The sequence below is a fragment of the Pseudomonas sp. FSL R10-2964 genome, assembly GCF_009600035.1.
In the GTDB taxonomy this organism is placed as follows: domain Bacteria; phylum Pseudomonadota; class Gammaproteobacteria; order Pseudomonadales; family Pseudomonadaceae; genus Aquipseudomonas; species Aquipseudomonas bubulae.
The window spans coordinates 1-13,490 of the sequence record NZ_WIWH01000007.1 but is presented as its reverse complement, the minus strand read 5'-3'; the positions used below and the strand labels follow the sequence as shown (position 1 = coordinate 13,490).

Annotated in this window: 13 protein-coding genes; 4 read left to right on the top strand and 9 right to left on the bottom strand. The window is 59.1% G+C overall.

What is annotated here, in order from left to right:
- Nucleotide 1 precedes the first annotated feature (1 nt).
- Complete coding sequence (locus tag GHN92_RS05515) at nucleotides 2-667, top strand: fumarylacetoacetate hydrolase family protein (protein ID WP_094999645.1); 666 nt, start codon at nucleotides 2-4, stop codon at nucleotides 665-667.
- A gap of 51 nt (nucleotides 668-718) precedes the next feature.
- Here the strand turns inward: GHN92_RS05515 and GHN92_RS05510 are convergent, their stop codons facing one another.
- Genes GHN92_RS05510 through GHN92_RS05500 form a run of 3 tightly spaced genes read right to left on the bottom strand, consistent with a single transcriptional unit; the run spans nucleotide 719 to nucleotide 3,342 of the window.
- On the bottom strand, nucleotides 719-1,690 hold the full coding sequence (locus GHN92_RS05510; protein WP_095020616.1) for a thymidylate synthase: 972 nt from the start codon (nucleotides 1,688-1,690) through the stop codon (nucleotides 719-721).
- Nucleotides 1,691-1,743: 53 nt separating this feature from the next.
- The gene (gene lgt / locus GHN92_RS05505; protein ID WP_094999647.1) at nucleotides 1,744-2,547 is read right to left on the bottom strand and encodes a prolipoprotein diacylglyceryl transferase; all 804 of its coding nucleotides are present in this window, start codon (nucleotides 2,545-2,547) and stop codon (nucleotides 1,744-1,746) included.
- A gap of 12 nt (nucleotides 2,548-2,559) precedes the next feature.
- The gene (locus GHN92_RS05500; protein ID WP_150629411.1) at nucleotides 2,560-3,342 is read right to left on the bottom strand and encodes a sulfite exporter TauE/SafE family protein; all 783 of its coding nucleotides are present in this window, start codon (nucleotides 3,340-3,342) and stop codon (nucleotides 2,560-2,562) included.
- A 131-nt stretch (nucleotides 3,343-3,473) separates the two neighbouring features.
- On the opposite strand from GHN92_RS05500, the gene GHN92_RS05495 reads away from it, so the two are divergent.
- Entirely contained in the window at nucleotides 3,474-4,220 is a 747-nt protein-coding gene (locus GHN92_RS05495; RefSeq protein WP_094999649.1) for an NRDE family protein, read from the top strand.
- 57 nt (nucleotides 4,221-4,277) lie between these two features.
- Here the strand turns inward: GHN92_RS05495 and ptsP are convergent, their stop codons facing one another.
- Nucleotides 4,278-6,557: a phosphoenolpyruvate--protein phosphotransferase gene (gene ptsP / locus GHN92_RS05490; RefSeq protein ID WP_094999650.1), complete on the bottom strand. Its 2,280-nt coding sequence runs from the start codon at nucleotides 6,555-6,557 to the stop codon at nucleotides 4,278-4,280.
- Nucleotides 6,558-6,578: 21 nt separating this feature from the next.
- On the bottom strand, nucleotides 6,579-7,058 hold the full coding sequence (locus GHN92_RS05485) for an RNA pyrophosphohydrolase (RefSeq protein ID WP_019828104.1): 480 nt from the start codon (nucleotides 7,056-7,058) through the stop codon (nucleotides 6,579-6,581).
- 143 nt (nucleotides 7,059-7,201) lie between these two features.
- Here GHN92_RS05485 and GHN92_RS05480 point away from each other — a divergent pair, with 143 nt between their 5' ends.
- Nucleotides 7,202-7,858 carry an HAD family phosphatase gene (locus tag GHN92_RS05480; RefSeq protein WP_094999651.1) on the top strand — a complete coding sequence of 219 codons (657 nt, stop codon included), beginning with the start codon at nucleotides 7,202-7,204 and terminating at the stop codon, nucleotides 7,856-7,858.
- Between the two features lie 109 nt (nucleotides 7,859-7,967).
- Here the strand turns inward: GHN92_RS05480 and GHN92_RS05475 are convergent, their stop codons facing one another.
- Both GHN92_RS05475 and ilvA read right to left on the bottom strand, forming a co-directional pair.
- Nucleotides 7,968-8,396, bottom strand: a complete 429-nt coding sequence (locus GHN92_RS05475) for a DUF2269 family protein (protein ID WP_095017898.1) — start codon at nucleotides 8,394-8,396, stop codon at nucleotides 7,968-7,970.
- Nucleotides 8,397-8,436: 40 nt separating this feature from the next.
- Complete coding sequence (ilvA, locus tag GHN92_RS05470; RefSeq protein ID WP_094999653.1) at nucleotides 8,437-9,951, bottom strand: threonine ammonia-lyase, biosynthetic; 1,515 nt, start codon at nucleotides 9,949-9,951, stop codon at nucleotides 8,437-8,439.
- Nucleotides 9,952-10,094: 143 nt separating this feature from the next.
- Here ilvA and rpiA point away from each other — a divergent pair, with 143 nt between their 5' ends.
- Complete coding sequence (gene rpiA / locus GHN92_RS05465) at nucleotides 10,095-10,766, top strand: ribose-5-phosphate isomerase RpiA (RefSeq protein WP_048361307.1); 672 nt, start codon at nucleotides 10,095-10,097, stop codon at nucleotides 10,764-10,766.
- Nucleotides 10,767-10,869: 103 nt separating this feature from the next.
- On the opposite strand, the gene GHN92_RS05460 is transcribed toward rpiA, so the two are convergent.
- Both GHN92_RS05460 and GHN92_RS05455 read right to left on the bottom strand, forming a co-directional pair.
- The gene (locus GHN92_RS05460) at nucleotides 10,870-11,784 is read right to left on the bottom strand and encodes an SdiA-regulated domain-containing protein (RefSeq protein WP_095024834.1); all 915 of its coding nucleotides are present in this window, start codon (nucleotides 11,782-11,784) and stop codon (nucleotides 10,870-10,872) included.
- Between the two features lie 98 nt (nucleotides 11,785-11,882).
- A complete protein-coding gene (locus GHN92_RS05455) occupies nucleotides 11,883-12,815 on the bottom strand; it encodes an SdiA-regulated domain-containing protein (protein WP_094999655.1) in 933 nt (310 codons plus the stop codon).
- Between the last annotated feature and the right edge of the window lie 675 nt (nucleotides 12,816-13,490).

The window sequence follows — 13,490 nt, the reverse complement described above, 5'->3', positions numbered from 1 at the left end:
AATGAGCTATCAGCACCAGTATGTCGACGGTACCCGGATCCACTTTCCCATCGGTAAAGTGGTGTGCATCGGCCGCAACTATGCCGAGCACGCCAAAGAGCTGGACAACCCGATCCCGACCGAGCCCCTGCTCTTCATCAAACCGGGCAGTTGTGTCGTGCCACTGGAAGGCGGCTTTGCGATCCCCACCGAGCGCGGTTCGGTGCATTACGAAGCCGAAATTTCGGTACTGATCGGCAAGCCCCTGTCGAACAACCCGAGCGCCGAAGAAGTGCTGGATGCGATCTCCGGTTTTGCCCCTGGCCTGGACCTGACCCTGCGCGACAAACAGGCCGAGCTCAAAGGCAAAGGCCTGCCGTGGGAAATTGCCAAGTCGTTCGATGGCGCCTGTGTGCTGGCTCCTTTCGTACAGAGCAGCACTTTTGCTGACCTGGCCGATATCGGCATTCGTTTGACCATCAATGGCGAAGTGCGTCAGGACGGAAATAGCGCCCTGATGCTCAACCCGATCGTACCGATGATCCAGCACATGGCTGCGTGCTTCTCGCTACAAGCCGGTGATGTGATCATGACTGGCACACCGGTGGGCGTCGGCCCACTGAATGTGGGCGATGAGCTGGTGCTGGAGCTGACGGGCGTTAGCCGCTTCGAGAGCCGCGTTCGTTAGTCCGGGCCTGGCAATTGAAACAGCCTGTGGCAACGGCCACAGGCTTTGGCATTACACCGCCATTGGCGCGGTCATTGGCGCGTGGTGCTGGTAGCCTTCGAGGCTGAAGTCGCCCGGCTCGATCATGCCCAGCCACTCCGGCTGGTACACGCCGGTCTTGGCGAATTCCGGTACGCGGTCCGAGATTACCAGTTTGGGCATCGGGAACGGTTCGCGGGTGAGCTGCTCGTTAAGCATGTCCAAGTGGTTTTCGTACACGTGGGCATCGCCGATAAAGTAGGTGAACCAGCGTGGTGTATAGCCGGTCAGGCGGCCGATCAGGCTCAGCAGCGCAGCGCCTTCGGTCAGGTTGAACGGTGTCCCCAGGCCCAGGTCGTTGGAGCGGATGTAGAGGGTCAGGGAAATCTCCCTGGTCTCGACATTCGGGTGGAACTGGTACAGCAGGTGGCACGGTGGCAGGGCCATTTCGTCGAGCTGGGCGCAGTTCCAGCCGTGGAACAGGATACGGCGGCTGCCCGGGTCATTGATGATGGTGTCGACGCACTGGCGTACCTGATCGATGGCCTTGTACAGCACCACATAGGCCTGGCCGTCTTCTTCGCCTTCGGCAATCTGACGATAGCCCTGGCTCAGGCACAACTCGATAGCGGCCACATTGCTGCGATCAACTTGCTTGTAGGCCGGCCATTTGCGCCATTGCACACCGTAGATCTCGCCAAGGTCGTCTTCGCCCTGACGGAACGGGTTGGCCAGCCACTGGGCGTTTTCGTTGGCGTTCTGGTCCCACACCTTGCAGCCCAATGCGCGGAAGTCTGCAGCGCTATTGACCGGGCGCAAGAAACCGCACATCTCGCCAATGGCCGATTTGAACGCCATGCGCCGGGTGGTGATGGCCGGGAAGCCTTCCTTGAGGTCATAGCGCAGCATGGCGCCGGGCAGACTGATGGTTTTTACGCCGGTACGGTTGGCTTGCAGGGTGCCGTTTTTAATGACGTTGGCAACGAGGTCGAGATATTGCTTCATGGTTTTCCTACCGTTTGAATGCGGGGCTCTATAAGCCCCGCCATTCGAATGTATTACGCAGCTTTTTGAGCCGCTGGATCGCGGTGGTAAGCCCACCAGATCAGGAACAGGCCGCCCGCGATCATCGGGATACAGAGAATTTGCCCCATCGTCACCCAGCCGAACGCGAGATAACCCAATTGGGCATCCGGCACACGGACGAATTCGACGATAAAGCGGAAGATGCCGTAGAACAGGGCGAACATCCCGGAAACCGCCATGGTTGGACGGGGTTTGCGCGAGTACAGCCAAAGAATCAGGAAGAGTGCCACACCTTCGAGGGCGAACTGGTAAAGCTGCGACGGATGACGCGCCAGTTGTTGTGGGTCGGTAGGGAAGATCATCGCCCACGGCACATCGCTGGCCTTGCCCCACAGTTCGGCGTTGATAAAGTTGCCGATGCGCCCTGCACCCAGGCCAATGGGCACTACAGGGGCGATAAAGTCCATGATCTGGAAGAATGACTTGCCGTTGCGCTTGCCAAAACCCCACACCGCCAGCATCACGCCGATCAGGCCGCCGTGGAACGCCATGCCGCCTTTCCACACTTCAAAAATCAGCAGCGGGTTGGCGATATAGGCGCTCAGGTCGTAAAACAGCACATAGCCCAGGCGCCCGCCGACAATCACGCCCATGGCCACCCAGAACACCAGGTCGGAGAGTTTCTCCTTGGTCCAGGTCGGGTCGAAGCGGTTGAGGCGGCGTGACAGGATCAGCCAGGCAGCGCCAATGCCGATCAGGTACATCAAGCCGTACCAATGGATTTTCAGCGGGCCGATGGCCAGTGCCACCGGATCAATCTGCGGGTAAGGCAGCATTGCGACTCCTTGTTAGATCAGGAAACTCAAGCCGACACAGAACAACAGTGCGGCAAACAGCCGTTTCAGCAGGCGTGGCGAGAGCTTGTGGGCCAGTCGCGCACCGAAACGGGCGAAAAACATGCTGGTCAGGGCGATCCCGAGCAGCGCGGGCAGGTAGACAAAACCGAGACTATGCGCGGGCAGGTCGGGGTTGTGCCAGCCAATGATCATGAAACTTGCTGCACCTGCCAGTGCAATCGGCAGCCCGCAGGCTGACGACGTGGCCACGGCCTGCTGCATCGGCACGCTACGCCAGCTCAGAAATGGCACGGTCAGCGAGCCGCCGCCGATGCCGAAAATCGCCGAAGCCCAGCCAATCACCGTACCGGCCAGGGTCAGCCCGATCTTGCCAGGTACCGTGCCAGTGGCCTTGGGTTGCAAGCCCAGGGCCATCTGAATGGCGATCACCACGGCGAACACACCGATGATTTTCTGCAAATGGGGGCCGGCAATGGCTTCTGCGGTTAACGCACCGATGCCCGCACCGATCAGGATGCCCAGCGTCATCCAGAGCACCAGAGGCCAGCGCACGGCGCCTTTTCGATGGTGCTCGCGAATCGAGTTGATCGAGGTAAAAATGATCGTGGCCAGTGACGTGCCAACGGCCAGATGGGTCAGCACCTCGCTGTCAAAACCCTGCAAGGTGAAGCTGAACACCAGCACCGGCACGATGATCAACCCGCCGCCGACCCCGAACAGCCCGGCCAGCACCCCCGCAAAACCTCCCAGTACCAGATAGAGCAGAAATTCCATGACGCCCCCCCCCAAATTTGATCCGCATGGTAACGGAGCAAGGGCTTTGGCTCCACTGCGCTGCACGGTATGGCGCGAGCCGCCCGAGCAATCTATAAGTAGTGTGGTTAAAAAAACATTAAGGACTGCCCATGTGTCTGATTGTCTTCGCCTGGCGCCCCGGCCATGCACAGCCTTTGGTCGTTGCGGCCAACCGCGATGAATTCTATGCCCGCCCCGCCAAACCCCTGGCGCAGTGGGCCAATGCGCCACAGGTATATGCCGGGCGCGACCTTGAAGCGGGAGGAACCTGGCTGGGCATCGGCGCCGATGGACGCTTTGCGGCCCTGACCAATATCCGCGAACCGCACAAGCCGCCTTCACGGCGCTCACGGGGCGAGCTGGTGGCTGACTTTCTCACCGGCCACCAGTCAATTGCCGAGTATTTCACCCAGGTAGGCCGACGTTCTGTCGACTATGCCGGTTTTAATCTGCTGTTGGGCACCGCAGATCAGCTCTGGCATTTCAATTCCGGGGACCTGGCGCCGCAACCGCTGAGCGCGGGGATTTATGGTTTGTCCAACGGCGGGCTGGATACGCCGTGGCCCAAACTGCTCAAAGCCAAGGCCGCGCTGGCCGAGGTGCTGGACAACCCGCAGCCACAAGCGCTGCTGGCGTTGCTCAAGGACCCGCAGACGGCCCCGTTCAGCGAACTGCCGGACACCGGCGTAGGTCTGGCCACGGAGAGTCTGCTGTCGAGTGTGTTTATCACCAGCCCCAGCTATGGCACCCGTGCCAGTACCGCGCTTATTGTGAATGCAGACGGGTCAAGGGTGATGGTGGAACACAGCTTCGGGCCGCATGGGGGGCGGTTGGGAGAGGTAAGGCTGGTGGTGTGACGCTAGCCCTCACCCCAACCCTCTCCCTCCGGGAGAGGGTTGGGGTGAGGGCGCTTTTCAGTAAGGCTTGATCGCCGCCGGGTTCATCATGCGGGTCAGGCCCATGTTTTTCAGCGCCAGTTGAATGGTGCTGCGAATGACCTGCGGGTTGTCGATGGTCATCACTTCGGCCAGCAGTTCCTTGGCGCGACTCAGGCTGACCTGACGCAGCATCCATTTCACTTTCGGCAAGTTGGTGGCGTTCATCGACAGGCTGTCAAAGCCCATCGCCATCAACAAGATCGCCGCCGCCGGGTCACCGGCCATTTCTCCACAGATGCTCGCCGGCTTGCCTTCGGCATGGGCGTCACGCACCACCGACTGCAGGGCCTGCAGCACCGCCGGGTGCAGATAGTCGTACAAGTCCGCCACGCGTGGGTTGTTGCGGTCCACAGCCAGCAGATACTGGGTCAAATCGTTGGAACCCACCGACAGAAAGTCGACCTGACGGGCCAGCTCCTTGGTCTGATAAACCGCCGCCGGGATTTCGATCATCACCCCAATAGGCGGCATCGGCACGTCGGTGCCTTCGTCGCGCACTTCACCCCAGGCGCGGTGCAACAGGTGCAGGGCTTCTTCGAGTTCGTGGGTGCCCGAGATCATCGGCAGCAAGATGCGCAGGTTGTTCAGGCCTTCACTGGCCTTGAGCATGGCCCGGGCCTGCACCAGAAAGATTTCAGGGTGGTCGAGGGTCACGCGAATCCCGCGCCAGCCCAGGAACGGGTTTTCTTCCTTGATCGGGAAGTAAGACAGTGACTTGTCGCCGCCGATGTCCAGGCTGCGCATGGTCACCGGTTGCGGATGGAAGGCAGATAATTGCTCGCGATAAATCGCCAGCTGCTCCTTTTCGCTGGGAAAGCGCTGGTTGATCATGAACGGCACTTCGGTGCGGTACAGACCTACGCCTTCAGCGCCACGCTGTTGTGCGCGCGCCACATCGGCCAGCAGGCCGGTATTGACCCACAGCGGCATGCGATGCCCGTCAGGGGTGATGCAGGGTAGCTCGCGCAGGGCATCAAGCCCCAGGGACAGCTGGCGCTCTTCCTCGACCACCTCGGCGTATTGCTTGCGCAGCACTTCGCTGGGGTTGGTATAGACCTCGCCGTGGTAGCCGTCGACGATCATCTGGATGCCGTCGACCCTGGAGTACGGCAGGTCGACCACGCCCATCGCCGTCGGGATACCCATGGCGCGGGCCAGGATGGCAACGTGGGAGTTGCCCGAACCCAGTACCGACACCAGGCCTGCCAGCTTGCCTTCGGGCACTTCTCCGAGCATGGTGGCCGTCAGCTCTTCGCTGACCAGAATGGTGTTGTCCGGGTAGACCATGGTTTGCTGGCGATCATGCTGCAAATAGGCCAGCAGACGACGGCCAAGGTCACGCACATCCGACGCCCGCTCACGCAGGTAGTCGTCGTCCATCAGTTCGAAACGGTTGACGTGATCGGTCACGACCTGGCGCAGCGCGCCCTGGGCCCATTGACCGGTCTTGATGACATTTTTGACTTCGCTGCCCAGCGACGCATCGTCGAGCATCATCAGGTACACATCGAACAATGCCTGTTCTTCGGGGCGCAACTGGGTGGCGAGTTTCTTGGACACCGCGCGCATATCGTTGCGCACGCCTTCCAGGGCGGTCTTGAACAACGCAATTTCGGCGGGGATATCGGTGATGGTCTTGTCGGGCACCACATCCAGATCCGCGGGTGGCAGCATCACCACGGCGGTACCCACGGCAGCGCCCGGCGAACCCGGTACGCCGACGAACTTGGCTTCCTGGATGCCCTTGCCCTGACGGCCCAGGCCACGAATCGAACCCGTGGCTTCGGCGTGGGCAATAACCCCGGCCAACTGGGCGCTCATGGTCACCAGGAAGGCTTCTTCACCTTCGTCGAACTGACGGCGCTCCTTTTGCTGAATGACCAGGACCCCGACCACGCGCCGGTGGTGGATGATCGGCGCGCCCAGGAAAGAGGCATAGCGCTCCTCTCCGGTTTCGGCAAAGTAGCGATAGCGCGGGTGATCGGCGGCGTTTTCGAGGTTCAGAGGCTCTTCACGGGTGCCCACAAGGCCGACAAGGCCTTCGTTGGGCGCCATGCTGACTTTGCCGATCGAGCGCTTGTTCAAGCCCTCGGTGGCCATCAGGACAAAGCGGTTGGTCTCTGGATCAAGCAAATAGACCGAGCAGACCTGGCTGCTCATGGCCTCTTTGACGCGCAACACAATAATCCCCAACGCCGCCTTGAGATCCTTGGCGGAGTTAACTTCCTGGACGATCTTGCGCAGCGTATTGAGCATGGCTCGGGGTCGAACTCCGTGTCAGGCGCGCGTTAAAAGGCGCGGGGCAAGCTCTTTGAGAGCGCGACGGTAGACCTCGCGCTTGAATGTCACCACCTGGCCCAACGGGTACCAATAACTGACCCAACGCCAGCCATCGAACTCCGGTTTACCGGTCAAATCCATCCGCACCCGTTGCTCGTTGGAGACCAGGCGCAGCAAAAACCACTTTTGCTTCTGGCCGATGCACAGCGGTTGGCTGTGGGTACGTACCAGGCGTTGCGGCAAACGATAACGCAACCAGCCTCGCGTGCAGGCGAGTATTTCTACATCTTCGCGTTCAAGGCCAACTTCTTCGTTCAGCTCACGGTACAAGGCGTCTTCCGGCGTTTCGTCAGGGTTGATGCCACCCTGTGGAAACTGCCAGGCGTCTTGATTGATACGGCGAGCCCAAAGTACCTGACCAGCGTCATTTGTCAGAATAATCCCGACATTAGGGCGGAAACCATCGGGGTCGATCACGGCAACAACCTCGCAAACGCATGTCGCCGCATTGTTCCACAAAGGTTGTGAAAGCAGCAACGCGCCTTCCTGCCTTATGTGCACTCTTGTTAAAAGACCGTATTCTTGTGGCCTTTTCTCAGGCAACTCAACGGGTAACCTCAATGCGTCTGGCTTTATTCGACTTGGACAACACCCTCCTGGGCGGTGACAGCGATCACGCCTGGGGCGATTACCTGTGCCGCCGGGGCATTCTCGACGGCGACGCCTACAAGGCGCGCAACGACGCGTTCTATCAGGACTACCTGGCCGGCAAGCTGGACAACGCCGCCTACCTTAATTTCAGCATGGAAATCTTTGGCCGCCATGACATGGCGCAACTGGATCAATGGCACCGCGAATTCATGCGCGACTGCATTGATGGCCTGATGCTGCCCAAGGCCCATGCCCTGCTGGCCAAACACCGTGAAGCCGGCGACACCCTGGTGATCATCACTGCCACCAACCGCGTGATCACGGCCCCCATTGCCGAAAAACTCGGCGTGGAACATTTGATTGCCACCGAATGCGAAATCATCGATGGCCGTTACACCGGTCGCAGCACAGACGTACCGTGCTTCCGTGAAGGCAAGGTGACACGCCTGAACCGCTGGATCGAAGAAAACGGCTACAGCCTGGAAGACAGCTACTTCTACAGCGACTCGATGAACGACTTGCCGCTGCTGGAGCAGGTTGACCATCCGGTGGCGGTCGATCCGGATCCGAACTTGCGGGCGGAGGCCATCAAGCGTGGCTGGGAAGTCATCTCGCTGCGCGACTGACACACAACCTGTGGGAGCGGGCTTGCTCGCGATAAGATCGCCGCGGTTTTTCTGCAAGACCGCAGTGATGCCATCGCGAGCAAGCCCGCTCCCACACAAGCACGTGTGCTTAAACCGGCTTGGCGCCCATCAATCCCGCGATGGCGATAAAGCAGACTGCACAAAAAATGGCCAGCACCAGGGTAAACCACGGGTATCTGGCCATTCGCCCCAAGCGCAGACGGTTAAGGCGCACCACCAGCCACAGCCAGCTCAGGCTGCCCAGCAGATACAGGCAGCTGCCCGCCAGCAGCCATATCTGGCTCAACGGCCAACCGGCCAGATGCACCAGAAACCAGCCACTGACGGGCAACGCCAGCAGACACAGGCCCATCAGCGCCCAAACATAACTCCAGGGCCGCTGCACCACTCCGCCAGACAGGTTTTTATCCCCTGCCCGCCAGCGGCGAATCACCACAACCAGCAAGGCAATGGCGCTGACAAACAGCAGCAGTGTCGACACGCCATGCAGCAGTTTTAACGCTGTGAACGTTTCCATTTGATTAATCCCTTGAGCCGTTCAATCAGCGTAGCGCCTATCAGCCAAGAAACAGCTGGTAGGCAGGGTTATCGCTCTCATCCCAGTACGGGTAGCCGATTTCTTCCAGCGCCGCCGGCACCAGGTGGCGCTCGTCCGCCGGTACCTGCAGGCCGGCCATGACCCGGCCATCCGCCGCGCCGTGGTTGCGGTAATGGAACATCGAGATGTTCCAGCGCCCGCCCAGCTTGTTGAGGAAGTTGAACAGCGCCCCCGGCCGCTCCGGGAACTCGAAACGGAACAGCAACTCATCGCTGACCTTCGCAGCATGGCCGCCAACCATATGACGGATATGCAACTTGGCCAGCTCGTTCTCGGTCAGGTCGACCACCGGGAAGCCCTGCTCAGTCAGACTGGCCAGCAGCGCGCTGCGGGGATCGTTCTCGGGGTGGGTCTGCACGCCAACGAAAATGTGCGCTTCGCTGCCAGTGTGGTAGCGGTAGTTGAACTCGGTGATCTGACGCTTGCCCACGGCCTGGCAGAACGCCTTGAAGCTACCCGGCACCTCAGGAATGGTCACCGCAATGATGGCTTCACGACCTTCACCCAGCTCGGCCCGCTCGGCCACATGACGCAGTCGGTCAAAGTTGACGTTGGCACCGGAGTCGATTGCCACCAGGGTCTGGCCGCGCACGCCGCGCTGCTCGACGTACTTCTTGATTCCGGCCACGCCCAGCGCACCGGCAGGTTCGGTGATCGAGCGGGTATCGTCGAAGATATCCTTGATGGCTGCGCAGATCTCGTCAGTGCTGACGGTGATCACTTCATCCACATAGTCCTTGCAGATATCGAACGTGTGCTGGCCAATCTGCGCCACGGCCACGCCGTCGGCGAAAATCCCCACGGTTGGCAGCACCACGCGCTCGCCCGCCGCCATCGCGGCTTGCAGGCAGTTGGAGTCATCGGGCTCGACACCAATGATCTTGATGTCCGGGCGCAGGTACTTCACATACGCCGCAATACCGGCAATCAGCCCGCCGCCGCCCACCGGTACGAAGATCGCATCCAGCGGCGCCGGGTGCTGGCGCAGAATTTCCATCGCCACGGTGCCCTGCCCGGCAATGGTGTGCGGGTCATCGTAGGGGTGAACGTAGACGTAGCCTTCTTTCTCGACCAGTTGCAGCGAGTAGGCCAGCGCCTCGGGGAACGTGTCGCCATGCAGCACCACAATGCCACCACGGGAGCGCACGCCTTCGACCTTGATCTCGGGGGTGGTCTTGGGCATCACGATGGTCGCTTTGACCCCCAGCACCTTGGCCGCCAGGGCCAGGCCCTGGGCGTGATTGCCCGCTGACGCCGTGACCACGCCGCACGCGCGCTCGGCGTCGGTCAGGTGCATCAGTTTGTTGTAAGCGCCACGAATCTTGAACGAGTACACCGGCTGCAAATCTTCGCGTTTGAGCAAAATCTGGTTGCCCAACCGCTGGGTAAGCTGGTTGGCAGCTTGCAGTGGGGTTTCTACGGCAACGTCATAAACGCGCGAGGTGAGGATCTTCTTAACGTACTGTTCGAGCATCGGAAAGCTTCACTGGGCGGGTTGGCAGGGACCAAGGAGTCTACCCCAGCGTTTGCGCAGGCGACCATACGAATCCAAAGGTTTTAAAGCCTTGGGTTATACTCAGCTCCTTTCTTTTTCCCCCTTCCCGCCCCGGAGCCCGCATGACCCAGGATCAACTCAAACAGGCCGTAGCCCAGGCTGCTGTCGACTTCATCCTTCCAAAACTGGATGACAAGAGCATCGTCGGGGTCGGTACCGGCTCCACTGCCAACTGCTTTATCGATGCCCTGGCCCAGCACAAGGGCGCATTCGACGGCGCGGTTGCGAGCTCCGAAGCCACCGCCGCGCGTCTCAAGGGCCACGGCATTCCGGTGTACGAACTGAACACGGTCAGTGATCTTGAGTTCTACGTTGATGGCGCCGATGAAAGTGACGAAAACCTCAACCTGATCAAGGGCGGTGGCGCAGCCCTGACCCGCGAAAAAATCGTCGCCGCCGTGGCCAAGACCTTTATCTGCATCGCCGATGCCAGCAAGCTGGTTCCGGTGCTGGGCGCATTCCCGCTGCCAGTCGAAGTTATCCCGATGGCCCGCAGCCACGTGGCCCGCGAGCTGGTAAAACTGGGCGGCGATCCGGTGTACCGCGAAGGTGTGGTTACGGACAACGGCAATATCATCATTGACGTGTTCAACATGCAGATCACCAACCCGGTTGAGCTGGAGCGTCAGATCAACGCCATCGTCGGTGTTGTGACCAACGGTCTGTTCGCCGCCCGCCCGGCCGACCTGCTGTTGCTGGGCACGCCTGAGGGCGTGAAAACCCTGAGCAAGTAACTGCGCCAGCAGGAAAATTTCAACTGTGGGAGCGAGCCTGCTCGCGAACGAACTTCGCGAGCAGGCTCGCTCCCACAAGAGAAAATGATCGGCCATTTCTCATCTACAAAGCCGGTTTTTTGAACACGTAAAACAGATTCGGCTCGCTCACCACATAGATAGTCCCTTCATCGTCCATCGCGACGCCTTCTGCCTGTGGCACTGAGCGGGTCAGACCGTGCTTGCCCTTCTTCAGCGACAGTGTGCTGATCGGTTGCCCGTCCAGGCCCAGTTCAAGTAGCAATTTCGACTCATCTGACAGTGCCAGCAAATGCCCGGTGCGTTCGTCAAACTGCAAGCTCGACAAATCCCTTACAAACAACCGTGCATCCCGTCGCGGATTGCTCACAACATGGGTGGCATAAGGTTGCTGGGGGTTGGCTTGAGGGAAGCCGCGCACTTCATAAATCAGCATGGGGTCGCGCTCCTTGGCTACAAACAGGCGCTTGCCCACCGAGTCATAGGCCAAACCTTCAAAGCCCTTGTTGCCCGACTGATTGATCCCCAGCGTCAATTGCTCGGCATCCCGGGCATCCAGAACCCGGGTGTTGTCGTCGACCTTGACCTTGATCAGGCGCTGTTGACGTTCATCGGTAATGACGTAGGTATTCTCGCCAATAAATTCGACTGCCTCGGCATCGCCGAACCCGACCAGTGCAATGCGGCGCAAGACCCGACCATCAAGGGACAGCTCGATCAGCTCGGCTTTCTTGTTGGTCACGGTAAACAGGCTTTTACGCAATGGATCGAAGGTCAGTGCCGAGACATCATCCTCAAGCCCTTCGATGACCTTGCCCTGCAGTACGGCGCGGTAGTCTCCCAGGTTGATTGCATCAGGATTGGCGGGGTGCCACATCTGGCTGATCTGGAACCAGGTCCGTTCAAACAGGCGAAAATGTTGCGCGGCAAAGCCGGCGGCCAGCAAGGCCACCAGCGTTATACAGAGAGTAAAAACGGTAGTGCGGTTGACACGGCGCATGGGTCGAACTCTAAACAGATCAGGCCAATGAAATACCACGGCTGTCTGAATTGAACCTTAAACCTCAACGGGCAACATGTCTTGCGCGGGCGCGGGATTTATTTGGCCACCTTCTCGAAGCGATAAAACAGGTTCGGTTCGCTCACCATATACAGCGTGCCGTGTTCATCAATCGCGACACCTTCGGCCCGGGGAATGGTGTTCTTCAGGCCATTGAAGCCACCGAGCAAGGTGATGAAGCTGACCTGCTCACCCAGCTCATCGAGCTCCAGCAGCATGTGCGAATCGGCCGACAGTACGAGTGTATGGCCTGTACGCGGATCGATGCTCAGGGCCGACAGGTTACGCAGATCCAGCTCATCGCTTGGCACTTTCTGCTTGCTGCCGGTTAGCACCTGGCTACCGTCGCTCTTCCATACAAACAACTGCGGCGGACGCTCTTCACCCAGCAGCAGTTGTTGGCGGCGAGGGTCCCAGGCAATGGCTTCGAAGGCCTTGTTCTGGTTTTTCGAAGGCCCCAGGTCGTACTTGGGGAAGTCGGCAATATTCAGGGACTTGGTGTCCGCGTCGATGTTGATGATGCTCAGCATATGCTCACGCTCATCGACAATGGCCAGCAGGCCGTTCTCCATGACTGTCAGGCCCTCCGGGTTGCTCCAGCCCACCAGCGGAATTTTGCGCAGTACGTCGCCATCCAGAGTCAGTTCCACGAGAAAAGGGTTTTTACCCATCACCGAGAACAGTGTTTTGGTCAGCGGGTTATAGGCTAGGTCCGATGCCTCGTCCTTTTCCATTCCTGGCAACACCTTGGCATCAATCACCGCCCTGTAGTCAGGTAGCCATATGCTTTCGTTCTGCTCGGACGGGCTCTCAAACCGCTCCAGTACCCACAACGCACCGCGGTCATCCCAATGCATGATCCACGCGAGCCCGTAGACCAATACCCCCACCAGTAATACCCAGGAATACCAGCGCATGCTGAAACGTGAGGACCGGGGAACAGGCGGTATCAGCTGTGGGTTTGTTGCCATTTGAGTGGGCTTCCGAAATGTTGGGCCAGATCTAAATATCACAAAGCGGGCTGACCAGCTGCCTCGTGCATGGCGATTATGCAGACGGAGTGTGAAATAAATGGCAAAAACGCAAAAAAATCATGCTGGCTGAGGTCCCGAGTGATTGGGCGCGTGCAAAGGCCTGGTGAGAGAGGACCATTAAACAGCCTGTAAACTTAGACTGATGACTCATCGCTCATCGCCAGAACTACTTGTCATGCAACTTTAAAGTACTCTTTCAGTAGGAACATTCTGAATAATTCAGGGACATTTATATTACTTATGTTCGCCCTTGACACTCATACCCACAGACTCTTATCTAATAAAAATAATCGAGCCCAGCCACTTGTCAAAAAGCAAATATTTATCGCGTTAACCATGTGCGGCCAGTACTCGGTGCTGAAAGCGAGGGCCGGTCTGCGCAGACGTGTACCGTTCCCTTACATACTGGAAAGGAATCTTTAAATATGCCCTTTACCTCATGTTTCAACAAACTCCCTCCGCCCGTACTTTCAAACCCCGCAAGGCATACTGTGTGCGCGCGCGCGGCCGAGCACTTGCTTATTACAATAAACCCGGCGGTTGCAGGAGCTGAGTGCAACACGGTTATTGAATTGAAGCCGGAGCATCATGCCGCATAGCCAAGGCTTCCTG